General features: G+C 67.9%; 18 protein-coding genes. 4 read left to right on the forward strand and 14 right to left on the reverse strand.

The features are described from left to right. Positions 1 to 22 precede the first annotated feature (22 nt). From AC56DV_RS25015 to AC56DV_RS25040, 6 genes are all read right to left on the reverse strand, one after another. Entirely contained in the window at positions 23 to 4,867 is a 4,845-nt protein-coding gene (locus tag AC56DV_RS25015) for a two-component regulator propeller domain-containing protein (protein WP_496316916.1), read from the reverse strand. Continuing rightward, complete coding sequence (locus tag AC56DV_RS25020) at positions 4,864 to 6,039, reverse strand: ATP-binding response regulator (protein WP_496316917.1); 1,176 nt, start codon at positions 6,037 to 6,039, stop codon at positions 4,864 to 4,866. Before AC56DV_RS25020 ends, AC56DV_RS25015 begins: the two co-directional genes overlap by 4 nt. A 132-nt stretch (positions 6,040 to 6,171) precedes the next feature. Further along, positions 6,172 to 6,810 (reverse strand): response regulator, encoded by a 639-nt coding sequence (locus AC56DV_RS25025; protein ID WP_496316918.1) that lies wholly within the window; start codon positions 6,808 to 6,810, stop codon positions 6,172 to 6,174. 111 nt (positions 6,811 to 6,921) lie between these two features. Then, a complete protein-coding gene (locus AC56DV_RS25030) occupies positions 6,922 to 7,074 on the reverse strand; it encodes a hypothetical protein (RefSeq protein ID WP_496316919.1) in 153 nt (50 codons plus the stop codon). 170 nt (positions 7,075 to 7,244) lie between these two features. Next, the gene (locus tag AC56DV_RS25035; protein ID WP_496316920.1) at positions 7,245 to 7,925 is read right to left on the reverse strand and encodes a glutathione S-transferase family protein; all 681 of its coding nucleotides are present in this window, start codon (positions 7,923 to 7,925) and stop codon (positions 7,245 to 7,247) included. 8 nt (positions 7,926 to 7,933) lie between these two features. After that, a complete protein-coding gene (locus AC56DV_RS25040; protein ID WP_496316921.1) occupies positions 7,934 to 10,324 on the reverse strand; it encodes a DNA polymerase II in 2,391 nt (796 codons plus the stop codon). Between the two features lie 116 nt (positions 10,325 to 10,440). Between AC56DV_RS25040 and AC56DV_RS25045 the strand changes: the two genes are divergently transcribed. Next, positions 10,441 to 10,914 (forward strand): lysozyme, encoded by a 474-nt coding sequence (locus tag AC56DV_RS25045; RefSeq protein ID WP_496316922.1) that lies wholly within the window; start codon positions 10,441 to 10,443, stop codon positions 10,912 to 10,914. A gap of 4 nt (positions 10,915 to 10,918) precedes the next feature. Here AC56DV_RS25045 and AC56DV_RS25050 read toward each other — a convergent pair whose 3' ends face one another. From AC56DV_RS25050 to AC56DV_RS25060, 3 genes are read right to left on the reverse strand one after another with little or no spacing between them, the layout of a single operon-like run. Continuing rightward, positions 10,919 to 12,190, reverse strand: coding sequence for a sensor histidine kinase (locus tag AC56DV_RS25050; protein WP_496316923.1), 1,272 nt, complete (start codon positions 12,188 to 12,190; stop codon positions 10,919 to 10,921). Position 12,191: 1 nt separating this feature from the next. After that, entirely contained in the window at positions 12,192 to 14,705 is a 2,514-nt protein-coding gene (locus tag AC56DV_RS25055; RefSeq protein ID WP_496316924.1) for an ATP-binding protein, read from the reverse strand. 9 nt (positions 14,706 to 14,714) lie between these two features. Continuing rightward, positions 14,715 to 15,737, reverse strand: coding sequence for an ABC transporter substrate-binding protein (locus AC56DV_RS25060; RefSeq protein ID WP_496316925.1), 1,023 nt, complete (start codon positions 15,735 to 15,737; stop codon positions 14,715 to 14,717). A 187-nt stretch (positions 15,738 to 15,924) separates the two neighbouring features. On the opposite strand from AC56DV_RS25060, the gene AC56DV_RS25065 reads away from it, so the two are divergent. Beyond that, entirely contained in the window at positions 15,925 to 18,345 is a 2,421-nt protein-coding gene (locus AC56DV_RS25065; protein ID WP_496316926.1) for a S9 family peptidase, read from the forward strand. Between the two features lie 35 nt (positions 18,346 to 18,380). Here the strand turns inward: AC56DV_RS25065 and AC56DV_RS25070 are convergent, their stop codons facing one another. Continuing rightward, positions 18,381 to 19,358 carry an Rpn family recombination-promoting nuclease/putative transposase gene (locus tag AC56DV_RS25070; RefSeq protein ID WP_496316927.1) on the reverse strand — a complete coding sequence of 326 codons (978 nt, stop codon included), beginning with the start codon at positions 19,356 to 19,358 and terminating at the stop codon, positions 18,381 to 18,383. Positions 19,359 to 19,425: 67 nt separating this feature from the next. Continuing rightward, entirely contained in the window at positions 19,426 to 19,911 is a 486-nt protein-coding gene (yidD, locus tag AC56DV_RS25075; RefSeq protein ID WP_496316928.1) for a membrane protein insertion efficiency factor YidD, read from the reverse strand. A 30-nt stretch (positions 19,912 to 19,941) separates the two neighbouring features. On the opposite strand from yidD, the gene AC56DV_RS25080 reads away from it, so the two are divergent. Next, positions 19,942 to 20,247 (forward strand): NIPSNAP family protein, encoded by a 306-nt coding sequence (locus tag AC56DV_RS25080; RefSeq protein WP_496316929.1) that lies wholly within the window; start codon positions 19,942 to 19,944, stop codon positions 20,245 to 20,247. Positions 20,248 to 20,271: 24 nt separating this feature from the next. On the opposite strand, the gene AC56DV_RS25085 is transcribed toward AC56DV_RS25080, so the two are convergent. The 3 genes from AC56DV_RS25085 to AC56DV_RS25095 are packed head-to-tail and all read right to left on the reverse strand — an operon-like array spanning position 20,272 to position 23,203. Next, the gene (locus AC56DV_RS25085) at positions 20,272 to 20,718 is read right to left on the reverse strand and encodes a thioesterase family protein (RefSeq protein WP_496316930.1); all 447 of its coding nucleotides are present in this window, start codon (positions 20,716 to 20,718) and stop codon (positions 20,272 to 20,274) included. A gap of 13 nt (positions 20,719 to 20,731) precedes the next feature. Next, the gene (locus AC56DV_RS25090; RefSeq protein ID WP_496316931.1) at positions 20,732 to 21,958 is read right to left on the reverse strand and encodes a M20/M25/M40 family metallo-hydrolase; all 1,227 of its coding nucleotides are present in this window, start codon (positions 21,956 to 21,958) and stop codon (positions 20,732 to 20,734) included. Between the two features lie 9 nt (positions 21,959 to 21,967). After that, positions 21,968 to 23,203, reverse strand: coding sequence for a urate hydroxylase PuuD (locus AC56DV_RS25095; protein WP_496316932.1), 1,236 nt, complete (start codon positions 23,201 to 23,203; stop codon positions 21,968 to 21,970). A 112-nt stretch (positions 23,204 to 23,315) separates the two neighbouring features. On the opposite strand from AC56DV_RS25095, the gene AC56DV_RS25100 reads away from it, so the two are divergent. Continuing rightward, a complete protein-coding gene (locus tag AC56DV_RS25100; protein ID WP_496316933.1) occupies positions 23,316 to 24,251 on the forward strand; it encodes a LysR substrate-binding domain-containing protein in 936 nt (311 codons plus the stop codon). Positions 24,252 to 24,323: the final 72 nt, after the last annotated feature.

Genomic DNA, 24,323 nt, shown 5'->3' on the forward strand with positions numbered 1-24,323 from the left:
GCCATGGCCACTGCGGCGCCTGCTACAGCGCCAGTTCGTGACGGTGCAGCACCCAGAGCAGGGCGGCGTAGGCGCCGTCGTAGTCGAGCTTGTCCAGGCTGCGCTGGATCGCTTCGCCGTCCCAGGCGCCGAAGGTGGCCATGAATTCCTGCGCGCAGGCGGCGAACGCGGGGAGCGCTTCGCTGTCGCTGGCGCGCATCAGCCCGGCCAGCCGCCGCAGATCGTCCAGCCAGGCGGCGGGCGCGCGCGCAAGGCCGCCGGCAGCAACGGGCTCGGCCGGCAAGCACAGGTCCAGGCTGGCGCACAGGGCCGCCAGCTCGCCGTCCAGCGCATCCAATGCATCGCGCGCGTCCAACGCCGGCTGCGCGGCGGCTTGCGTTTCCTGCGCCGGCGGCAGCCGCGCCGCGCGTTCCAGTTGGCCGGCCAGCTGCGCCACCTGCGGCGCGCCTATGCCTTCCGCCAGACCGCGCAGCGTATGCGCGTGCCGCTGCGCGGTGGCATAGTCCCGCCGCGCAAGCGCCGCGCGTATCCTGGCGGCGCAGTCGCCCTCGTCGCGGCGGAACATGTGCAGCACCTTGAGCAGCAGCGCCTCGTTGCCGCCGACGACCTGACGCGCATGCGCCAGATCCAGCCCCGGCACGGCACCGGGCAACGCATCGGGCAACGCCGCGCCGGCAGCGCGCGGTCCGGCCTGCGTGCCGGCGGCGAGATGCTGCTGCAGCACGCGGTGCAGGTCGGCTGGTATCACGGGTTTGCTCAGGTGGCCGTCAAAGCCCTCTTCCTGGCAGCGCTGCCGCTCTTCCGGCAAGGCGTTGGCGGTCATGGCCACGATGGGCAGCGCGGCGAAGCGCGCGTCCCGCCGCAGGCGCACGGTGGCGGCATGGCCGTCCAGTTCCGGCATGTGCAGGTCCATGAAGACCAGCTGATAGTCATCCGCCTGCTGCGCGTACAGCCGCTCGATGGCCTCGCGGCCGTTGGCGGCGATGTCCACCCGGATGCCGCACGCCTGCAGCAGGCCCACGGCGATCTCCTGGTTGATCGGATTGTCTTCCACCAGCAGGATGCGCGCGCCGCCGAACTGCGGCGCGCCGGAGCGGGCCGGCACGGCCTCGCCGCACGCCGCCACGCTGTCGCGCGCGCACTCCAGCCACAGATCGACGATGAAGCGGCTGCCCACGCCCTCCCGGCTTTCTGCGCGTATCGTTCCGCCCATCAAGTCGGTCAGGCTCTTGCAGATGCTCAGCCCCAGCCCGGTGCCGCCGAACTTGCGGGTGGACGATCCATCGGCCTGGGTGAAAGCCTGGAACAGCCTGCCCATCTGTTCCGGCGACATGCCGATGCCGGTGTCGCGCACGCTGAACTCCAGCCGCACCCGCCCGGCCTGCCGCTCCAGCTCGCGCACCGCCAGCGCGACTTCGCCGCGCTCGGTGAACTTGAGCGCGTTGTTGAGCAGGTTGATCAGGATCTGCCCCAGGCGCAGCGCGTCGCCGCGCAGGCCGCGCGGCACCCCGGGCGGCACCTCGAAACGGACTTCCAGGCCCTTGCCGGCGACACCGCCGCCGCTCACGGTCGCCACGTGGGCTAGCAGATCGTCCAGGCTAAAGTCGGCAAGCTCGATATCGAGCTTGCCGGCCTCGATCTTGGAGAAATCCAGGATGCCGCTGATGATGCCCAGCAGCGAATTGCCGGCCTGGTGTATCTTCTGCATGTAGTCGCGCTGCCGCAGCGGCGAGTCGGTGTTCAGCGCCAGGTAGGACAGGCCGATCACCGCATTCATCGGGGTGCGGATCTCGTGGCTCATATTGGCCAGGAACATCGACTTGGCCTGCGTGGCCTCCTCCGCCCTGGCGCGCGCCGACTCGGCCTGCTGGAACAGCAGCGCGTTGTGCAGCGCCGCGCCGATGTGGGCGGCGATGGTTTCCAGCACGCTCTGGTCGCTGGCCTTGTAGCCGCCTTCGCCGCCCACGCGCTGCACCGACAGCGCGCCGCGCGCCACGCCGTTGGCGATGATGGGCACGCACAGGCAGGAGCGCGCCCCTTGCGCCGACAACTCGCCCAATCCGCTGGCGATGACCCGGCTGCTCAAGCCCTCGTCGGAGCCATCGCCCGCCGCGTAGGGGAACTGCAGCATGCCGCTGGCCGTGTCCAGCAAGGCGATATAGGTGATGTCGGCCTGGAACAGGCGGCGCACCTGCTCGCCGGCCTGGGCGATCAGATTGTCGAGATCCAGCTTGCCAGCCAGGATCTGCGCCACCGCGTTCACCGTCGCCAACTCCGCATTGCGCTCGCTGGCCTCGCGGTGCTGCTGCTCGGCCAGCGCCTTCTGCTGCAATACTTCGGCCGTGCGCGCCGCCACCTCGCGCTCCAGCGCGCTGCGCTGCGCCGCCAGTTGCCAGGTGCGCAGCCGGTACGCGCCGTACAGCAGGGCCGCCGCCAGCAGCACCGCCAGGGCGCGGAACCACCAGGTCTGGTACCACCACGGCAGCACCTGCACCGGCAGTTGCAGGGTGTGCCCGCTCCACTCGCCCAGCCGGTTGCTGCCCCGCACCAGCAGGCGGTACTGGCCGGGCGGCAGATTGGTGTAGGACGCCACCCGGTGCCCGGCGTCGGCGCTGGTCCAGTCGCTGTCGTAGCCGTCCAGGCGGTAGGCGTAGCGGTTCAGGTCCGGCGCGCTGAAGTCGAGCGCGGAGAACTCCACCGCGAAGCTGTTGGCCTCCGGCTGCACCACCAGCGGCGCGGGCGCGGCGCCGCCGTGGCGGCCCGGCGCCACCGGCTTGCCGCCCAGCCGCACGGCCGTCACCGCCACCGGCGGCTGCAGGCGCCATGGCGCATAGCGTTCCGGCCGCACGATGGTGATGCCGCCGGTGCCGCCGAACACCAGTTCGCCGCCGGCGCCGGCAACGCCGGCGCCCACCCAGTAGGGCGAGTACAGCGCACCCTCGGCCCGCCCCAGCGCGGCGATGGCGAAGGTGTCCGGATCGATGACGGCAATGCCGTCGTCGGTGCTGCTCCACACCCGGCCCTGGCCATCCTCGAGCAAGGTGCTGACGGCGGTGTTGGGCATGCCCTGCGCGATGCCGAGGCGGCGGAAGCGGCGCCCGCTTTCCATCACGTCGATGCCGCCGTCGTTGCCGACCCACAGCCGGCCGCGCCTGTCGATGTGCAGGGCGGTGACGTAGGCGCTGGCCAGCGATGCCGGATCGCTGTGATCGCCGGCGATGCGCTCGACCACGGCGCCACTGGCGATGTCCAGCCGGTTCAAGCCGCTGGTGGTGCCCACCCACAGCGTGCCGGGCGGTCCGGCCCGCAGCGCCGTGACGTCCTGGCCGGTCAACCCTTCCACCCGGCGGATTTTTTCCAGCCCGGCGCGGGCGTCGATGCGCGCCTGGTACAGCCCGCTGGTCGACGTGGCGATCCACAGCATGTCGCCGGTCCTGGCCAGCGCGCGCACATACCAGCGGTGATCCAGCCAGGGCGCGGCCACCGGCTGCGCGCTCTTGCCGCGCTGGTCCGAGCGGTACAGGCCGGTCGGCGTGGCCAGCCAGACCATGCCCGCATGGTCGGCCAGCATGGCGTTGACGTTGCTGCGCTGCAGCCCGCCGGCCTGCGCGCCGGCCGGGCGCCAAGGCGCCACCGCCGTCCGCGCCGCGTCGATCACATCGGCGCCGCGGCGCGCAAAGCCGACCCACAGCTGGCGGCCGGAAGTCTCGGCCAGCGTCATGGCGTCGCCGTCGGACAGGCCGGGCTGGCCGCCGCGCCGCAAGCCCAGCGAGGCGGCCGCCTGCGCCGGCAGATGCTGGCCCAGGCCGCCGGAGGTGGCCAGCCACAAGGTGCCGGCACGGTCGGCGAACATCGATTGCACTATGCCGCTGGGCAAGCCGCACACCGCCGCCGCGTCGTAGCTGAATTGACGCAGCCGGCCTTCGGCCCGGTTGACCACGGCGACGCCGCCGCCGTAGGAGCTGATCCAGATTTCGCCGCGCACCGGCTCGGCGATGCCGCTGACATTTTCCCGCCGCATCAGTTCGGCGGCGGCGGCGCTGGCGTCGTAGTAGCCGGCCCTGCCGGTGGCGGGATCGAGCACGAATACGCCGGAGCCGGCGGTGCCTATCCACAGCTGGCCGGCGCTGTCCATGAACAGCGTCTCCACGCCGGGCGCATCGGTGCCGCGCGCCGGCAGCGGGACCTTGACGAAGCCGCGCCCGCCCGGGTCGCGCCGCGCCAGGCCGTTCGGCGTGCCGACCCACAGCCTGCCCTGCGCGTCGTGGTGCAGGGCCTTGACGATATCGGCCGGCAAGCTGGCGGGGTCGCGGCCGTCATGGCGGAAATGGGTGACGCTGGCGCGCGCCGGGCCGCTCACGCCGACCAGGTGGTCCAGGCCGGTGTCCGTGCCTATCCACAGGCCGCCGGCGAGGTCGCCCGCGATCGCCAGCACGCCGTCGCTGGCCAGTCCGGTGTTTTTCCGGTTGTAGGAGACAAAGCCGTCGAACTCCGGCTCGTAGCGGGCAAGTCCGCCACTCGCCAGGCCCGCCCACAGGCGGCCGCGCAGGTCCGTGTGGAGGGTGACCACGTAGTTGTCGGGCAGCGAACGGGGGTCGCTGGGGGAGAACAGGTAGTTGCGGAAGCGGTAGCCGTCCCAGCGCGACAGGCCGCCCTGGGTGCCCACCCACAGGAAGCCGTCCTTGTCCTGGCCAACGCTGGTGACGATGGGATTGGCCAGGCCGCGCTGCGCGCCCAGGGTCTGGAACTGGGGCTGCGCCAACTGCGGCCAGGGCCCCTGCTGCGCCGCCGCCGCGCCGCACAGCAGCGCGGCCAGGATGAACGCCGTACGTGCCAACGCGGCGGCCAGCCGGCGGCCGGCGCTCATGCCTGCACCAGCGGCAGCACTGCGGCAATGCGGGTGCCGCCGCCCGGCCGGCTGCCCACGGTGACCTGGCCCCCCAGGCTCAGCACCCGTTCGCGCAAGCCGAGCAGGCCGAAGGAATGCGGCGGCGCCAGCGCCGGGTCGAAGCCGCAGCCGTCGTCGTCCACCTGCAATTCGCATGCGCGCGCGGCGCAGCGCAGCGTGACGGCGGTGGCGCCGGCACCGGCATGGCGCGCGATATTGGTCAGCGATTCCTGCACGATGCGGAACACGGCGATGGCCTGCTGTTCGTTCAGTTGCCCGCCCTCGCCTTCCTCCAGCGCCAGCGTCAGCCGGCACTCGATGCCGCTGTGCCTGCGGAATTCGTCCACAAGCCATTCCAGCGCCGGGCCGATGCCCAGGTCCAGCACGGTGGGCCGCAGCGTGGTGGCGACGCTGCGCACCACGCCGATGGTGCGGTCGACCAGCTCCGTCATCTCGCGCACCTGCTCGTTCAAGCCCGGCACGTCGGCGCCGAAGCGCACCCGCAGCAGCGCGGCCTGCATGCGCAAGGCGGTCAGCGCCTGTCCCAGCTCGTCGTGCAGCTCGCGGGCGATATGCTTGCGTTCGTCCTCGCGCACGCTTTCCCGGTGCGCGCCCAGTTCGCGCAGCTCGGCCGTGCGCGCCGCCACCTGCTGCTCGAGCGAGTCGCGGTATTGCTGCAGCACGCGCTCGGCCTCGCGGCGCTCGCGGTTCTCGGCCAGCAGCTGCGCATTCTGGCTGGCCAGCCGGGACTGCATCGCGGCCAGCCGCAAATGGGTGGTCACGCGCGCCAGCACTTCCTCGGCCTGCAGCGGCTTGGTCACATAATCGACCGCGCCGGCGCGGAAGCCGGCCACCTTGTCGGCCGTGCCGCTGAGCGCGGTCATGAAGATCACCGGCACGGCGGCGGCCGGCGCCGGGCCGGCCTTTAGGCGCCGGCATACTTCGACGCCGTCTATGCCGGGCAGCATCACGTCCAGCAGGATCAGGTCGGGCGGCGCGAAAGCCACCCGCTGCAGCGCTTCGTCGCCGCTGTGCGCCACGGCCAGGCGCAGGCCTTTCTGCTCCAGCATCGCCACCGCCACCGCCAGGTTGGCGGGGGTGTCGTCGACGATCAAGATGGTGCGGCCGCGCAGGTCGGGCGACATGGTCATGATTTACTCCAGCTGGCAAGCCCGGGCGGATTTCCGCCCGTGGCGAACAGTATGCCGTGGCGGCCCGGCGCTTTCTATCAGGCATTCTTGATAGGCGTGTAGGGCTGCCCCGCCACGGCGCTAGGGAAATCCCTACAGTTCCGTGCCCAGCCCATGGTCGATGCCATAGCGCAGCAGGTCGGCATTGCTCTGGAAGCCCATCTTCTGCATCAGCCGCGCCTTGTGGGTGCTGACGGTCTTGTTGCTGATCGCCAGTTCGTCGGCGATCTGGTTCACGGTCTTGCCGCAGACGAACAGCCGGAAGATGCTCAGTTCGCGGTTCGACAATTGCTCGTGGAGGTGCTCGCGCCGTCCGGCGTCGCTGTCGAACACCAGCTGTTCGGCCAGGCCGGGATCGAGGTAGCGGCCGCCGGCGGCCACCTTGCGCACCGCCAGCAGCAGGGTCTCGGGATCGCCGTCCTTGCTCATGTAGCCATTGGCGCCGGCCTTGAGCGCGCGCCGCACCACCAGCGCCTCGTTGTGCATGCTCAGCACCAGGATGGGCAGCGCCGGGGCGTGGGCACGGATGCGGGCGATCAGCTCGACGCCGCTGGCGCCCGGCATGGACAGGTCGAGCAGCACCAGGTCGCACGGCGTGGCGCGCAGGCCCTCCATCACCTGGCCGCCATTGGTGGCCTGGGCCACCACCGTCACGTCGCCGGCCAGGCCGAACAACTGCAACAGGCCGCCGCGCACGATGGCATGGTCATCGGCGATCAGAATTCGAATCATGAGAGGGAACAGCTTTCCAGAGAAATCCTATGCAGAGTAGCTATCATGCTACCAGACAACAGCACCGGATCAATCCGCTGTTCCATTGCTACAACAGAGCGCCACGCCGGCTTACGGCTGCGGCATCGACCGTGCGCCGACGGTAAACACGCTCATCGCCTGCGACAGGCCGGCGGCCCTGTCCTGCAGCGACTGGGAAGCGGCCGCGGCCTGCTCCACCAGCGCCGCGTTCAGGGCCAGGATACTGTCTGGAAGGCGGCGCACGCTTGCGCCGGCATATGGTCGAGATCCTTGTTCATGCCACAACCTATTTGAAGAAATTTTTCGTCATCGTCACAAGATGGACGTTAGCACGATAGAAAATTTCCAGGCATCGGCACATCCCGAACCTTGCATAAGGAAATCCTTACCTCATCAAGCCGTCGGGGCGCGGCTCACATCCGCATATCCGGCGCGGCCACCGGCGACACGCCTTGCGCCAGCGCCGCCCTGTCCTGCGCCGCCATGGCGCGCCGGAAGCCGTCCCGCGCCTGCAGGCGCTGCCAGTAGGCCTGCACGGCGGGCGTGAAGCGCGGCGCCAGGCCGAGGTGCTGCGCCAGCAGCAAGGCATAGCCCACCGACACGTCTGCCGCCGTGAAGCGCTGCGCCGCCAGGTGGTCCTGCTGCTCCAGCACCGGCTCCAGCGTGCGCAAGCGGGCCAGGAACCACTTGGTGTAGTCCTCCACCACCTGCGGGCTGCGCCGCTCGGGCGCCTCGAAATGCGCGTAGCGCAGCAGCAGCGTTTGCGGGAAGGTCAGCGTGGCCTCGCCGAAGTGCAGGTAGTTCAGATAGGCGGCGTAGCCCGCGCCGTCCGGCGCCACGTCCAGCGGCCCATCCATTCCCGCCGCGCCCGGCCGCGTGGCCAGGTACTGGCAGATGGCGGCCGACTCGGTCATGCGCACGGCGCCGTCGAACAGCGCCGGCACGGTGCCGAGAGGATTGATGTCCAGGTAGCCCTTGTCAAACACGCGCGGCGGAAACGGCAGCATCTTCAGCTCATACGGCAGCCCCAGTTCCTCCAGCATCCACAGGGGACGGAAGGAACGCGCGCTCATGCAATGGTAAAGCGTGATCATAAAGCTCCTTAGAACAGATTGCCCTGCGATGTGGTCAAGCCCGTGAAGCTGTCGTTCATGGGCGCCAGTATAGCGTCGGCGATGGGCTGCAGCTGCTTGCTCAGGTAGTGCTCGTAATCGATGGGGGACTTGACCACTTCCAGCGGCTCGGCGCCGCTGGTGGTCATCAGGTAGCTGATCCAGCCGCCGTTCTGGTAGCGCAGCGGCCGTTGCAGGGACTTGTTGTAGTCGTCCGCCAGGCGCGCCGCGCGCACCTGCGGCGGCACGTTCACCTGGTATTCGTCCAGCCGGTGCCGCAGCCGCTTGCGGTACACCAGCAGTTCGTCGAACTCGCCCGACACGGTCTTGCGCGCGTACTCGCGCACGTAGTCCTGGTAGGGCTGGTTGCGGAAGATGCGGTTGAACAGGCCCTTCTGGAATTCGTGCGCCAGCGGGGTCCAGTCGCTGCGCGCCACTTCCAGGCCGCGGTAGATCACCTCCTCTTCGCCCTTGCCGTTCGCGCTCAGGCCCGCGTAGCGCTTCTTGCTGCCCATCTCGGTGCCGCGTATGGTGGGCATGAAGAACTTGCGGTAGTGCGTGTCGAACTCGATCTCGAGCTGGCTGTCCAGCCCCAGCTCGCGCTTCAGCTTTTCCTTCCACCACGCGTTGATGCTGTCCACCAGCCCCTGGCCGATGGCGATCGCTTCGGCGTCCGCGTATTCCTTCTTGAGCCAGATGAAGATGGAATCGGTGTCGCCGTAGATCACGTCGTAGCCGGCCTGCTCCACCAGCTCGCGGGTGAGCTTCATCATCTCGTGCCCGCGCAGCGTGACCGAGGACACCAGCTTGGGATTGAAGAAGCGGCAGTCGGGCGAACCGAGCACGCCGCAGAAGGAATTCATCAGCAGCTTGAGCGCCTGCGACAAGGGCTCGTTCTTCTGCCGCTTGGCTTCGTCGCGCCCGGCCGACAAGGTGTTGACGATGGCCGGCAGGCAGTGCCGCTGGCGCGAAAAGACGGCGCCGCGAAAGCCGGGGACGCCCTGCTGCGCGTCCGCCGCCGCGCCTTCGATCAGGCCCACCGGGTCCACCAGGAAGGTGCGGATGATGGACGGGTACAGGCTCTTGTAGTCGAGCACCACCACCGAGTCGTACAGGCCGGGCTTGGAGTCCATCACGAAGCCGCCCGGCGACGGTCCCACTTCGATGTCGCCCACGCTGGGCGCGACATAGCCTTCGCGGTGCATGCGCGGCAGGTAGTGGTGGCTGAAGGCGGCGATGGAGCCGCCGAAGTGGTCGGCCTGCAGGCCGGTCACGTGCGCGCGCTCCAGCAGGAAGGCCAGCAGCCGCGCCTTGTCGAAGATGCGCGTCACCAGCTCGCAGTCCTTCAGGTTGTACAGCGCCAGCGCCGGCTTGTCCTCGCGGAAGCGGCGCTCGATCTCGGCCATCTTGTCGTAGGCGTCGCCGATGTCCTTGCCCTCGCCCAGCATGGTTTGCGCCACGTTCTCCAGGCTGAAGGACGGGAAGGTCCACGAGGCCGCGCGCAGCGCTTCGATGCCGTCCAGCGCGATGCGCCCGGCCAGCGAGGCGAACATGTATTCCTGCTTGGCCTGGTGCTTGCGCCAGTCGATCTGCTTGCCCTCGCGGCCCAGCAGCAGCGGCACCTTGTGCTTGTCGGCGTTCTTCTGCAGCACGCGCAGGTCGTACTGCACCACGCTCCAGCCGATGATGGCGTCGGGATCGTGCTGCTTGAACCAGGCGTTCAGCTTTTCGATCAGCTGGCGCGGCGTGGCGCAGTATTCGAGGGCGAAGTCCAGCGCCGGCGCATTCCCATCATCCGGTTCCGGCGCCGCGCCCAGCATGTAGACCTGGCGCTGGCCGCAACCTTCCAGGGCGATCGAATACAGGTCTTCGTAGGCGCTGGTCTCGATGTCGAGCGACACCACCTTCAGCGTGGGCCGGTAGTCCGGCGCGGGCTTGAGCTTGCAGCCGGTGATGGTGTGGCCGTGCTGCTCGCCGCCTTCGATCTGCACCGTGGCGGTGATGAAGCGCTCCATCAGGTAGCGCTCGGGCGGGCGGATGTCGGCTTCGTACAGCCTGATGCCGCGCTCGCGCAGCGTGCGCTCCAGCGCGGCGAGCTGCTTGTAGTGGCTGGCGTAGACGCCCACCACCGGCTGCCCGCCAAAGGTCTTGAGCGGCAGTTCGCGCACGTCGGTGCGCTGCTGCGGGCCGCCGCCCAGCGCCAGCTGCGCCTCGATGGCCGAATGCTGGCCCGCCTCGGCAAAGGCGACCGAGGTTTGCGCGTCCAGCCGCACTTTGCGCGGCCCGTCGTCCGTCGCCAGCCAGAATTCGATCTCGGTGCCGTCGCGGGTGTCGCGCCAATGGCGGGTCAGGATGAAGCCTTGCTGGGAAGTCGGAGCCACGGTGCGTTATCTGAATGCGATGCCGGAATTATACTGTATATAAACCCAGCCCAGCGCGCAGCGATGCTATTGAACTAACCCGGCTATTCCTTGTCCAAGAAACAAAGGAGGCCATCATGCAAATCGGAGACCAAGGCAAGGCCCTGTTCAGGGAATGGGAAGGCGTGGTACCCCATGTGTATCTCGATTCGGGCGGCGCGCCCACCATCGGCATCGGCCATCTGCTCACGCCGTCGGAACGCAGTTCCGGCAAGCTGTGGCTGCGCGGCCGGCCGCTCGACTACCAGGACGGCATGAGCCCCGACGACTGCGAGGCGCTGCTGGAGCAGGACCTGGAACCGGTGCAGCGCTGCGTCAACGGCGCGGTGACGGTGCCGCTGACGCAGAACCAGTTCGACGCGCTGGTGTCGTTCGCCTTCAACGTCGGCAACGACGCCTTCCTCCGCAGCACGCTGCTCAAGCGCCTGAACGCCGGCCTGCTGGACCAGGTGCCGTCCGAACTGGCGCGCTGGAACCGCGACAACAACCGCGTGGTGCCGGGCCTGATCAACCGCCGCAACAAGGAAATCGCGCTGTGGCTGAAGGCTTAGGCTCCTAGACCAGGCAGCCGGGCAGCGCCACCCAGAAGGTGCTGCCCATGCCGGGCGTGCTCACCACGCCCAGTTCGCCGCCCATCTTCTCGACCAGGTGGCGCGTCATCACCAGCCCCAGGCCGGTGCCTTCCTGCGTGCCGCCCTCTTGCCCCAGGCGGTTGAAGGGCTGGAACATGGCCGCCAGCTGCGCCTCGTTCAGCCCGGCCCCGGTGTCCTGCACCGACACGCGCAGCCTTTCCTGGCCCACCTCGGCGCAGTGCACGCTGACGGTGCCGTGGTCGCGGTTGTACTTGATGGCGTTGGAGAGCAGGTTGATCAGCACCTGCTTGAGGCGCACGCGGTCGGCCGTGACGCTGGCGTTGTCCGCCACCGTCAGCCGCAATTCCACGCCGCGCAGGCGCGCCAGCGGGTCGACCAGCGTGCGGCACTCCTGCAGCACCTGCGACAGCGCCACCGGCTCGGACTCCAGCGTCAGCGCGCCCGATTCCACCTTGGCCAGGTCGAGGATGTCGTTGATCAGCCGCAGCAGATGGCGCGATGCCTGCAGGATGTTGCCGGCAAACTGCTTCTTCTGCGCCGCCGACGAGGGCAGGTGGTCGGACGCGAGGATTTGCGAGAAGCCCAGGATGGCGTTGAGCGGCGTGCGCAGCTCGTGGCTCATATTGGACAGGAAGGCCGATTTGGCCTGGTTGGCGCGGTCGGCCTGCAGGCGCGCCACCTGCAGCTCCTCGTTGATGCGCACCAGCTGCACCGCGTGCTCGCGCAGGCGCCGCTCCAGGATGGCGTTCATGATGCGCAGCTTGCGCGTTTCCAGCGCGCGCGCAATGACCGGCAGCACGGCCGAGACGCGGAAGGGCTTGAGGATGTAGTCCAGCGCGCCCACCTGCATGGCTTGCACCGCCGAGCCAATGCTGCCCTCGCCGGTCATGATGATGCAGGCCAGGTCGGGGTCGATGGCGCGTGCCGCCTGCACCAGCCCGATGCCGTCCAGGCCCGGCATCATCAGGTCCGACAGCAGCACCTGGAAGCGCGCGCCGTCGTCGTCCTCATCATCGTCCTTATCGTCCTTATCGTCCCCGCCGGCGGGCCTGGCCTGGGCCGCCCTGGCCGCCTCGGCCGCCTCCAGTTCGGCCGCCTGCATCAGCCGCAGCGCCTCCTCGCCCGAGCCGCAGCCCACGGTCTGGTAGCCGCGCTGGCCCAGCGTATCGCACAGCGCGCGCATCTGCGCCAGCTCGTCGTCCACCACCAGGATGCGCACCATGCCGGCCGTCATCTCAGACCTCCGCGCCGCAGCAAGCCACCAGCGCCTCGCGCAGCTCGCTCAGCTTGGGCGGCTTGCCCAGCACGCGGTCCACGTGCACCGGCAAGTCGCCCTCGGCCACGATGCGCTGGCCCCAGCCGGTCAGCAGGATCACCGGCGTCGATGGCGACATTTCCTTGATCGCCTGCGCCACCTTGCGCCCGTCCACATACGGCATGCCCAGGTCCGTCACCACCAGCGCGTAGGGCTCGCCGCGCGCCTGCGCCGCGCGGAAGGAATCGATGCCGGCCTGGCCGCCGTCGGCCGCCGTCACCACGTGGCCGTCGCGCGCGAGGATGTCGCGCATCGACTTGAGCACCAGCGGATCGTCGTCCACCGCCAGGATGCGCACGCTGTGCCGCAGCGGCGCGGCCGGCTGCGGCGCCGCTGCCTTGGAGGACGTCTCCGGCAGCGGGAAGCTCAGGCGCATGACGCTGCCCTGGCCGGGCGCGGTGAGAATGTCGATATGCGCGCCGTGGCGCTCCACCATGCCGTACACCATGGCCAGCCCGAGGCCCGTGCCGCGCTCGCCCTTGGTGGTGAAGAAGGGCTCCAGGCAGCGCCGCCGCGTGTCCTCGTCCATGCCCACGCCGCTGTCGCCCACCTCGATGCAGACGCGCTGCTCCGGGCCGTCCTCGTCCAGCCGCGTGCGCAGGGTCAGCTGCCCGCCTTCGGGCATCGCGTCCACCGCGTTGAACACCAGGTTGGTCAGCGCTTCGCGGATCTCGCCTTCCACGCCCATGATGGACGGCAGCCCCGGCGCCGCTTCCAGCGCCAGCCTGATCGTGATGCCGCGCTGCTGCGGCATGTCGTTCCAGCGCGCGCGCGTCAGGTCGGCCACCTGCTTGAGCAGCACGTTCGGATCCAGCGGCGCCAGGCTGGCCTGCGGCTCGCGCAGGCGGTAGAACTCGCGCATGCGCGCCACCGTGGCCGCCACGTCGTCGATGGCGCGCTTGATCACTTCCAGGCAGGAGCGCGCGTGCGCGCTCAGGCCCGCCTCGGTTTCCAGCAGCGACTCGGTGTACAGCACCACGGGCGAGATGGCGTTGTTGATGTCGTGCGCGATGCCGCTGGCCATCTGGCCCAGCGCGCGCAGGCGCTCCTGCTGCAGCGAGGCCTGCTGCGTCAGGCGCATCTCGTCGTAGGCCGCCTGCAGCGCCGCGTACAACTCGCTCTGCTTGGACGCCAGCGCCACGTGCTCGCTGAGCTGGCGCAGGAATTCGCATTCGCCGCTGGAGAAGCTGTGCGGCGCGCGGCGCGCCGCCACCAGCACGCCGAACACATGGCTCTCCACCAGCAGCGGCGCCAGCACCAGCGCGCGCAGGCCGCCGCCGGCCAGGCGCTGCGGGAAGGGGAAGTCCACCTCGGCGATGTCGGCCTCGTACACCAGCGCGCCGCGCACGCAGCGCGACAGGCCGTTCTCGTCGATGTCGATGTGGCCGCGCTCCATGACCGGCATGGCCATGGCCAGCGCCGCGCCCTGCAGGCCGACGCAGCTCACCAGCAGCCGCCCGCTGGCGTGGTCCACCAGGCAGATGCAGCCGAAGTCGATCGGCAGCTGGTCTTCCAGCGAACGCACCACCACCTGGAAGATGCTGCGCAAATCCTGCCGCTCGCCGATCGAGCGCGTGATCTGGTGCAGCAGGTTGAGGCGCTGAAGCTGCGCGGTGGTGCGCGCCTCGGCCTGCTGGCGCACGCCGATCTCGGCCTGCAGCGCGCCGTTCAGGCCCGCCAGCGCGTCGCGCGACACCGTGGTTTGCTGCAGCCGGTCCGTCATGCCGTCGAAGGCGCGCGCCAGGTCGCCGATCTCGTCGCGGGTGGCCACGTTCAGCTTGAAGTTCAGGTCGCCCGCGCCCACCAGCGCGGTGCCCTCGCGCAGCCGCGCCAGCGGCCGCGCCACGCTGCGGTAGCCGACGAACGTGGTGCCGGCCACCGCCAGCAGCGCCAGCCCGCCGAACACGCCCACCGCCAGGTTGGCGCGGTGCTGCGCGTCCAGCAGCGCCTGCCGGCTCAGCGCCGACAGGCGCAGCACGTCAGCGATCATGGTCTGCATCTTGTTGCCGATCTGGCCCGCCAGGCGCGACTCGAATTCGTCGGCCACGGCGCGCGCCGGCGTGCCCAGCGGCGGCTTGCCCGGCTGCGTGGACAGGGTGCCGAACAGGCGCTCCAGGCTGGCGTGGGTGCGCTGCAGCCCGGCCAGCAGCGCGGCCTCCTCGCGGTTGTCGAATTCCTTGGCCTGCGCCATCAGCTTGGCCAGCGAATCGCTGCGCAGCTGCCACTGCGCCTCCGCGCGCTGCTCGTGGCGCAGCACGAATTCCAGCGTCAGGTAGCGCAGCGCCGTCACCGCGTGCAGCATTTCGCCGGCCGCTTCATTCTTGTCCAGCTCCTGCTGCACGCGCTGCGCGGTGGCCAGCAGCACCACCACGATGGTGGCCACGATGGCCGCCGAGAACCACCCCATCAGCTGAAAGCGCGTCGCCAGTTTCACGTCGTCCCCTTAATGTATGACCGTCACGGCCGCCGGCGCCACCGTCTTCAGCGGCTGGTAGTCGAGGGCGGAGAGGAAGTTGGGCACGGCGCCCTGGCTGGCCAGGCGGTTCGCCATGGCCCAGCGGGTCTGGTCCTCCAGCGCCACCAGCAGCGCCTGGTCCAGGCCGACGGCGAAGTGGTAGGTCGGCCACAGTTCGCGCCACTTGTCGCTGTCGCTCTTGAGCAGCGCCCCCGTCATGGCCTGCGCCGCCTCCGGCTGCTCGGCGCAATAGCGGTTGCCGTCGATCAGCGCGCGCAGCAGCTTCTTGATGGTCTCCGGGTGGCTGCGCACGTAGTCGCGCGTGCCGGCGATGTTGTAGGGGATCTCGTACAGGTCCTCGGCGTCGAACATCACGCCGTTCGGGCCGAGCTGCTTGAGCACCGTGTCCAGGTAAGGCTCCCAGCCCGACACCGCGTCGACCTCGCCGCGCAGCAGGGCCGCGCCGAAGTCCTCCGGCTTCATGTTCACCATGGTGACCTCGCTGGCCGCCAGGTGCTGGCGGTTGAGGAAGGCGTTCAGCACGAAGTGGTTGGAGGTGCCCAGCGTGACGCCGACCCGCTTGCCTTTCAGGCTGGGCGGCGCGGTCACGCCGAGGTCCTTGCGGCCGACAATGCCGTGATCGCGCTCGGCGCGGAAATAGGTCGCCACCACGGCCACCGGCACCTGCTCCATGACGGCGAACATGATGGGAATGTCGGCCACCGTGCCGAGATGGGCCTTGCCGTCCAAGGCCGCCTGCAGCGACGCCTTGCCACTGGTATGGGGCTGGATCTGGGCGGCGATGCCGTGGCGCGTGAAATAGCCCTGCTGCTGCGCGGCCAGGATGGGGCACATGGCGACATAACTGGTGTTGGTGGCCAGGATCAGCGGCTCCAGCGGCGCAGCCTTGCCAAAGGCTCCGCCTTGGCTGAGCCACCACCAGGCGGCCGCGCCCAGGCCGGCGAGCAACACCAAGCCTGCCGCTACGCGCTGCACCGTTTGCTTAGTCATCGTGTATCTCCGTGGAAACGAAGCTGACCGGACCAGCTTACACAATTGCTGCGGCGATGTAACAATTTCCTCATTAGCCTTTAGATAAGGCCTCGCCCGGCTTGCATGCTGATACATGCTTATACATAAGACGCCTGCCACATGCGCTAGAATGCCCGCTCAACTTTGCCCATTCCCACAAGAAACGATGCGATTTTTTGCCCCTTCCGCGCTAGCCGCGGCACTGTGCGCCGCGCTGGCGATCCCGGCCGCGGCCCAAAACCAGCCCCCTACCCCGATCACGCTGGACCAGGCCATGTCCCACCCGGACTGGCTGGGCACCCCGGTGGAAACCGCCTGGTGGAGCTGGGACGGCAAGCAGGTTTACTATAAACAGAAGCGCACCGCCTCGCCGCTGCGCGACACCTTCCAGGCCGGCTCCCAGGCCACCTTCCGCGCCGACCTGCCGCCGCGCAAGGTGGCCGACAGCGAACTGGCCAACCTGGACAGCGCCAGCGTGCAGTACAACCGCGAACGCACCCGCGCGCTGATGCTGCGCAACGGCGACCTGTTCGAGCGCGACCTGAAATCCGGCGCGCTGACCCAGATCAGCAAGGGCGTCACGCCGGCGCCGGTGGCCGCGCAGTACTCGGCCGACGGCCGCAGCGTGCAGTACCGCGTGGGCCACGACTGGTACAGCTGGAACCGCGCCGAGCGCCTGGTGTCCCCGGTGGCGCTGCCGCGCACCGCCAAGGACCCGGCCGCCGCGCCGGACGCGGACTCGCTGCGCGACATGCAGCTGCGCCTGATCGCCACGCTGAAGCGCCAGAAGGACGACAAGGACGCGCTGCGCGAACGCGGCGACGCCGAACGCGCCGCCGACGCCACGCGCGGCCCTCAGCAGATCTACCTGGGCGACAAGGTGGTGATCGACGCCACCTCGCTGTCGCCGGACGGCCGCTACCTGGTGATCGCCACCTCGCCCAAGGGCGACAAGGGCCGCATCGGCAAGATGCCGCGCTACGTGACCGAGTCCGGCTACGAGGAAGCGGACGACCAGCGCACCCGCGTCGGCCGCGACATGCCCAAGGCGCAGTCCTTGAAACTGGTGGACCTGAAAACCCGCGAAGTGCAGGACATCAAGCTGGACGCCCTGCCCGGCATCGCCACTGACCCGCTGGCCGCCATGCGCGAGGCGCAGAAGCTGCCGGCGCAAAAAGGCAACCGCGCGGTACGCCTGGACGATGAGACCGACAGCGGCATTTCCTGGACCGACAACGGCGCCAAGGTGGCCGTAATGCTGCGCGCGGTGGACAACAAGGACCGCTGGATCGCCGCCATCGACCTGCCCGGCGCCGCCCTCAGGCCGTTGCACCGCATCAGCGACACGGCCTGGGTGAACGGCAGCTACAACGAATTCGGCTGGCTGCCGGACAACGCCACGCTGTGGTTCCTGTCCGAGGAAAGCGGCTACTCGCACCTGTACACGCTGGGCGCGGACGGCAAGCAGCGCGCGCTCACGCAGGGCAAGTGGGAAGCCACGCGCGTGACCTGGTCGGCCGACGGCGGCACCGCCTTCGTGCTGTGCAACCGCGCCACGCCGGGCGCGTATGAAGTGTGCGCCGTCAACGCGAAAGACGCCTCGGTGCGCGAAGTGACCGCGCTGGAAGGCGGCGTGGAGCAGTACGCCGTGTCGCCGGACCAGCGCAAGCTGCTGGTGCACTACTCGTCGGCTTACGTGCCGGCGCAGATCGCCACCGTGGCCGTGGCCGGCGGCAGCAGCGGCATCGGCGCCACCGCCAAACTGACCGACACCCGCACCGCGGACTACAAGGCGCGCAGCTGGGTGCAGCCGGAACTGGTGGCGGTGCCGTCCACGCACGGCGCCGGCCCGATCTGGTCCAAGCTGTACCGCCCGGCCAAGCTGGAAGCGGGCAAGAAATATCCGGTGGTGCTGTTCGTGCACGGCGCCGGCTACCTGCAAAACACCACCAGGCGCTTCCCGGTCTACTTCCGCGAGCAGATGTTCCACAACCTGCTGGTGGAAAAAGGCTATATCGTGCTGGACATGGACTACCGCGCCTCCAAGGGCTATGGCCGCGACTGGCGCACCGCCATCTACCGCCAGATGGGCCACCCGGAGCTGGACGACTACGTGGACGGCCTGAACTGGATGGTGGCCAACCACCAGGGCGACGCGGCCAACGTGGGCATCTATGGCGGCAGCTATGGCGGCTTCATGACCTTCATGGCGCTGCTGCGCGAGCCTGGCAAGTTCAAGTCCGGCGCGGCGCTGCGTCCCGTCACCGACTGGACCACCTACAACCACGAGTACACCGCCAACATCCTCAACACGCCGGAGCTGGACCCGGAAGCGTACAAGGTGTCCTCGCCGATCGAATACGCCGACAAGCTGCAGGGCAACCTGCTGATCGCGCACGGCATGGTGGACGACAACGTGTTCTACCAGGACTCGGTGCGCATGGCGCAGCGCTTCATCGAGCTGAAAAAGGACAACTGGGAACTGGCCAGCTACCCGCTGGAACGCCACGCCTACCTGCAGCCGGAAAGCTGGTACGACCAGTACCGCCGCATCTACCAGCTGTTTGAACGCACGCTGAAGAAATAAGCAACCAGGCCGGGACAAGTTCCCGGCCTTTTCTTTTATCCGAACACTTGCTTCAGCGATTGCGACTCCTGCAGCGCATCGCTCCAGGCTGCCACCTGCTCTGCGCTGGCCTCGGCCAGCCTGGTCCGGACAGTTTGCGGCAGCGGCCCGAACCGCCGAGCAAGCTGACGTTCCAGCAGCGCGGCCGCACCTTCCTTACGGCCTTGCTGAAGGCCGTCTTCCAAGCCTTGCTCCAGTCCCTTTTTCCATCCCTTGTCCATGAATGACTGTTCCAATGGCGTGATCCATTCCATTTTTCGCTCCTTTTCCAGCTGCAGGACAGCCTGCCAGTAACGGTCCTGGTGCGATGCAGGCAAAGCCATCATCCAGTTGATCACTCTAAACAACACAATTATGCGCTGTTTGCGCCAGCCATGCTGGTACAGCAGCTTTGTCAACTGCCACTTGGCCGCATAGAGTTCGTCCGGATCGTGGCGGCTCTGCTGCGTGCGCAAGTGCGCCAGCGTGACCCAGGCGAAGGGGTTGTGCGAGGCCAGCAATGCGTCGGTTTGGGCCGCATAGTCCAGCAGTTTGGCGGTGGCGAAAGAGATGCCCATCACCGTGCCCAGTATTTGGTTATGGAATGCGTGCGGTTGCCAGCCGGGATCCTCATCGGCCAGCAGCACCAAGCTGGCCACGGGGCGCGCGTACTCCTTGAAAATGCGGTAGTTGTAGTCGAGTACGCGCCGTGCCAGCGAGGCATCGCGTTGCGCCTGCACTTCAATGTGGACCAGCACCCATTGCACACTGCCATCGTACAGGCACACCTCGACCAATTTGTCGGCCACCATGCAGTCCGGCGCATCGCCGAAGCCGATCCCGGCCAGTTCCTTGTCGCGGAAGCGCGGCCGCTTGGACCAGTCGATCTGGGCGCAGAGATCCGCAAAAAAGAAGGCCATGAAGGCCCGGAAGGCGTGTGTCAGTGCAAGTTTCCAGGGCAAATCGTAGCGTGCGGGCTGAGCGGAGTTCGGCATCCGCCCAGTCTACGGTCATGCCGTGCCGGGCTGCATTGACGAAATGCAAGCGGCCTGCTGATTGCGCCTAACCGGCAGGCGGAACCACCCGATTGCGCTTGTATTTATCCTTCACCGATTTACTCACCCGGTAGGAATCGCGCCGCCAGTCGCAAGCGCTGCAGACATCGGCGCAGGTGCATGCCGCTTCCAGCGTCTCCAGAACCGGACCGAGCGCCCGGCAAGCCGCACCGCCACCGGAAGGGACGTCGCAGGACGGCAGATCGCAGAAGCCGGCCTGGTGCCGCAGGGCCGCATGCCTGGCGGGGCACGGCGGCGCGTGCAGGCGGTGCTGGTGGCCGCAATCGCTCAGGCGGCGGTCCAGCAGCGCCAGCCCGCGCCGCAGGCCGTAGCGGCCGATTACGCGCAAGCCGTAGGCCGAGCAGCCGTCGCGCCCCGTATGGACGCGGAACGCGCAGACAAAGCCCTTGCGGGGAGAGAGATGGCGCTGATAGACGCGGATGGCCCAAAGCGCGAGGCGCTGCGGTGCGCGCCGCGCTGAATTGATATACATTGCTGTTTCACCAACCTTCAGGAAGACTCAATGATCACCTGCCACCTGCGCTACATCATCGATGCAGACAAGCTCCCGGAATTCGAACACTACGCCCGCTTGTGGATACCGCTGGTCGAAAAGCTGGGCGGCACCCACCACGGCTACCTGATGCCGAGCGAAGGCGCCAGCGACGTGGCGCTGGCCTCGTTCTCGTTCGAATCGCTGGCCGCCTACGAGCAGTACCGCATCGCCGCCGCCAGCGATGAAGAATGCATCGCGGCGGTGAACTACTACAAGCAGACCAAATGCTTCATCAGCTACGAGCGTTCGTTTTTCCGCCCGGTGTTCCGCTAGTATCCAACCCGACTCCAGCGCAACTCAGCGCGCCACGCTGCTGGGCAGCGCCGCGAAGTCCTCGGTCTTCTGCAGGAGCTGCCAGGTGGCCAGCAAGGGCGGCGGCGGCACGATCAGTTTGCGCGCCACCAGGTCCAGCCAGCCGCCTGCGCTGGTGATGCGCGCGGCCAGCTTGCCGTCGCCGCGATAGACGTCGCTGCGCAGCAGCCAGCGGCTGCCGTCTTCCGACATGCCGGCCAGGCCCAGCGTCACCGTGATCGGCTCCAGCAGCATCACTTCCTTGAAGTAGGCGATATCGTCCTTCATCACCACCGGGCCGATGTTCTGGCGCTTGAACTCGCTCATGCTGAAGCCGTGCTCCGACAGGAACAGCATGCGCACGTCGCCCGCCTTGTCCAGGAAGGCCGTGTTGCGCATATGGCTGTTGAAGTCCATGTCGCCCCAGCCCGCCATCATCTTCTTTTCAAACATCGCAGCTCCTTGTTCAGGCCAGGAAGTCGGCCAGCGTTAGTGCGACGATTTTAGTCGCTTTGCGCAAATCGTCCAATGCCAGCCGCTCGTCGGCCTTCTTGGCGTTCGATTCGGGCACGGTGCGCGGGCCGGCGCCGTACAGCACCGCCGGGATGCCCTGCTCGCCGTACAGGCGCGCGTCGGCGTACAGCGGGGTGCCGACGGCGGGAATGTCCTCGCCCAGGATGGCCTTGGCGTTCTTCTGGATACTGGCCACCAGCTGCTCGGAACCCGGCTGCGGGCGCAGCGCGTGCGACAGCAGCAGGCGCTTGATCTCGATGCGGATGCCGGGTTCGCCGCGCACCGCGTCCTCGATCAGCGCGCGCACCTGCGCTTCCACCGCCACCGGGTCCTCTTCCGGGATCATGCGGCGGTCCATCTTCATCACTACCTTGCCGGGCACTACGTTGGTGTTGGTGCCGCCGTCGATGCGGCCCACCAGCATGGTGGGGCTGTCGATGCCGGGCACCTTGGACTTGACCTTCTTCAGCTCCGCGACCTGGCTGTACAGCGCGTTCAGGATTTTCGTCGCTGCCTGCAGCGCGTCGTGGCCGGTTTCCGGCATGGCGCCGTGGCCGGACTTGCCGTGCACGGTGATCTCGAACTGCAGGCAGGCGTTGTGCGCGGTGACGATGTTGTAGCTGAAGCCGGCCGCGATGACGAAGTCCGGCCTGGTGAGCTTTTGCTCCAGCAGCCAGCCGGGACCCAGCAGGCCGCCGAATTCCTCGTCGTAGGTGAAGTGCAGTTCCAGCTTGCCCTTGAGCGGCACGCCCAGCGCTTCCAGCGCGCGCGCGGCGAAGATGTAGGTGGCGAAGTCGCACTTGGACACGGCGGCGGCGCGGCCGTAGATATAGCCGTTGTCCACCACGCCGCCGTAGGGTGGATAGGTCCAGCCTTCGCCCGGCGGCACCACGTCGCCGTGCGCGTTCAGCGCCACGGTGGGGCCGCCGTCCGCGTAGGGTCGGCGCACGATCAGGTTGGTGATGGTTTCCATGCCGTAGTCGCGCACCACCTGCTCGGGCACGGCGTGCTTCTCGGCTTCCCAGCCGTAGGCCTTCACCGCGTCGGCGATCATGTCCGCGTGCGGCGCGTTGTTGCCGGGCGGGGTGTCGGTCGGCACGCGCAGCACCTGCTGCAGGAAGGCCACCTGTTCGTCGAAGTGGGCGTCGATCCACTGGATCAGTTGTTCTTGCTTGCTCATGTTGTTCCTTTATTTTGCGCCGGATTCAAACCAGGCGGCCACCTGGGCGCGCTCGTCGTCGGTCATATTGGTCAGGTTCGCAAGCGGCATGGCTTTCAGCTGCACCGTTTGTTTGTAGATCTTCTCCGCATTCTGGCGGACTTCCGCCTCGTTCTCCAGCATGACGCCGGCCGGCGCGGCGGCGAAGCCGGGCTGCGTGGGCGCCGCCGCGTGGCAGGACACGCAGCGCTGCGCCATGATGGCCTGCACCTTGGCGAATTGCGATACCGGCGCTGCCGGTGCCGCTGCTGCTGCGGCGGCCGGGCGGGCCGCAGGAGGCTTGGGCGCGATGGCCACCGCCACCGCGAGCAGCAGCGCCACGCCGATGGCCGGATAGCGCCATTCGGTGCGGCCCTTGTGGCGCAGGTTGAAGAAGTGGCGGATGAACACGCCCGCCGCCATGATCACGGCCAGCACCAGCCACGCGTGCTCGTGGCGGTAGGTCATCGCGTAGTGGTTGCTGATCATGATGAACAGCACCGGCAAGGTGAAGTAGTTGTTATGCACGCTGCGCTGCTTGGCGCGCTGGCCGTGCACCGGGTCCGGCAGGCCGCCGGCCGCCATGGCCGCCACCATCTTGCGCTGGCCGGGGATGATCAGCATCAGCACATTGGCCACCATGATGGTGCCTATCATGGCGCCGACATGGATGTAGGCCGCGCGGCCGCTGAGGAAGTGCGTCAGCACCCAGGACGCCGCCACCAGCAGCGCGAACACCACCACGCCGAACCAGAAGTCATGCTTGCCCAGCGGGGAGCGGCACAGCAGGTCGTACACGGTCCAGCCGACCACCAGCGAACCGATGCCGACGCCGATGGCTTGCAGGCTGCTCAGGTCCGCCACGGACTTATCGATCATCATGGCCTGCGCATTGAAATAGTAGGCGATGGTCAGCAGCGCGAAGCCGGACAGCCAAGTGGTGTAAGCTTCCCACTTGAACCAGTGCAGCTCCCTGGGCAGTTCGGCCGGCGCCACCAGGTACTTCTGCGGGTTGTAGAAGCCGCCGCCGTGCACCGCCCACAGTTCGCCCGAGACGCCCTTGCGCGCCAGCTCGGAACCCGGCGCGGGCGGACGGATGGAGTTGTCCAGCCAGACGAAATAGAACGAGGCGCCTATCCAGGCGATGCCGGTGATGATGTGCAGCCAGCGCACGATCAGGTTCAGCCATTCAAGGCCATACGGGATCAGATAGGCGAAAACTTCCATGGATTCCTCAAGAATGAAGTAGCGGCAATTTACAGAAGATAAACGGTTTTCGGCCCAGCGCCATGAAATATATCGTATATTCAACATATTCGATCTGATATAAAGCCAGCCTATGTCCAGCCTGCCCAAAAATCTCGATCTGCACCTGATCCGCATCCTCTACCTGCTGCTGGTGGAAAAGAATGTGTCGCGCGTTGCGCTCAAGTTGAATCAGCCGCAGCCATCGATCTCCGCCTCCCTGCGCAAGCTGCGCGAACTGACCGGCGACCCGCTGCTGGTGCGCGGCGCGCGCGGCATGGTGCCGACCCAGCACGGCGAAAGCCTGCTCAAGCCGGCCAAGCGCATCCTCGACGAGACGGAAAACCTGTTCATCAAGAAGGCGCCCTTCGTGCCGCAGGAGGAGGCGCGCACCTTCCACATCGCCGCGCCGGACTACCTGGACACGCAGTTCCTGCCCAACGTGGTGTCGCTGCTGCGGCGCGGCTCGCCGCTCAGCCGCATCGTGATCCACGGCCTGGGGCCGGGGGTGGATTACGTGCGCCTGCTGTCGGACGGCGACCTGGACCTGGTGATCGCCAACTGGGACGAGCCGCCCGAGCACCTGCACATGTCCAAGCTGTTCGAGGACCCCATCATCTGCGCCATGCATGCCGGCGCGCCCTACGCCAAGCGCACCGCCAGCGACGCCATGACGGCCGAGGACTACCTGTCGCTGCCGCACGTGGCGCCGTCGCAGCTGCTGCCCGGCTACCACGGCGTGATCGATTCATTCCTTGAGCGCCAGAACATGCGCCGCAACGTGGTGGTGGAATCGGCCTACTTCGGCCTGATCCCCTACATGCTGACGCAGACCGACCTGGTGCTGACCACCGGCCGCCAGTTCATCCGCTTCCACGAGAAAACGCTGCCGCTGAAAACCTACACGGTGCCGATCAAGTTCCCGCCGATGCGCTTCTACCAGCTGTGGCACGAGCGCGTGCACGCCGCGCCGGAACACAAATGGCTGCGCGACCAGGTCAGCGAGGCCGCGAAAGGTCTGCTGAAATGATAAGGGTCATAGGCGGCGGCATATAGCCCGCCTATACCGGCAGATATATCATCGACGTTCCAAGGATGGATA

This window comes from Massilia sp. BGA-UO-ETr-WB1 (genome assembly GCF_059567845.1).

Bases quoted from the DNA above. Each gene is read 5' to 3' on its own strand.
- AC56DV_RS25015 (WP_496316916.1), bottom strand. From the start codon at position 4,867: ATGAGCGCCGGCCGCCGGCTGGCCGCCGCGTTGGCACGTACGGCGTTC.
- AC56DV_RS25020 (WP_496316917.1), bottom strand. From the start codon at position 6,039: ATGACCATGTCGCCCGACCTGCGCGGCCGCACCATCTTGATCGTCGAC.
- AC56DV_RS25025 (WP_496316918.1), bottom strand. From the start codon at position 6,810: ATGATTCGAATTCTGATCGCCGATGACCATGCCATCGTGCGCGGCGGC.
- AC56DV_RS25035 (WP_496316920.1), bottom strand. From the start codon at position 7,925: ATGATCACGCTTTACCATTGCATGAGCGCGCGTTCCTTCCGTCCCCTG.
- AC56DV_RS25045 (WP_496316922.1), top strand. From the start codon at position 10,441: ATGCAAATCGGAGACCAAGGCAAGGCCCTGTTCAGGGAATGGGAAGGC.
- AC56DV_RS25050 (WP_496316923.1), bottom strand. From the start codon at position 12,190: ATGACGGCCGGCATGGTGCGCATCCTGGTGGTGGACGACGAGCTGGCG.
- AC56DV_RS25060 (WP_496316925.1), bottom strand. From the start codon at position 15,737: ATGACTAAGCAAACGGTGCAGCGCGTAGCGGCAGGCTTGGTGTTGCTC.
- AC56DV_RS25065 (WP_496316926.1), top strand. From the start codon at position 15,925: ATGCGATTTTTTGCCCCTTCCGCGCTAGCCGCGGCACTGTGCGCCGCG.
- AC56DV_RS25070 (WP_496316927.1), bottom strand. From the start codon at position 19,358: ATGCCGAACTCCGCTCAGCCCGCACGCTACGATTTGCCCTGGAAACTT.
- yidD (WP_496316928.1), bottom strand. From the start codon at position 19,911: ATGTATATCAATTCAGCGCGGCGCGCACCGCAGCGCCTCGCGCTTTGG.
- AC56DV_RS25080 (WP_496316929.1), top strand. From the start codon at position 19,942: ATGATCACCTGCCACCTGCGCTACATCATCGATGCAGACAAGCTCCCG.
- AC56DV_RS25085 (WP_496316930.1), bottom strand. From the start codon at position 20,718: ATGTTTGAAAAGAAGATGATGGCGGGCTGGGGCGACATGGACTTCAAC.
- AC56DV_RS25090 (WP_496316931.1), bottom strand. From the start codon at position 21,958: ATGAGCAAGCAAGAACAACTGATCCAGTGGATCGACGCCCACTTCGAC.
- AC56DV_RS25095 (WP_496316932.1), bottom strand. From the start codon at position 23,203: ATGGAAGTTTTCGCCTATCTGATCCCGTATGGCCTTGAATGGCTGAAC.
- AC56DV_RS25100 (WP_496316933.1), top strand. From the start codon at position 23,316: ATGTCCAGCCTGCCCAAAAATCTCGATCTGCACCTGATCCGCATCCTC.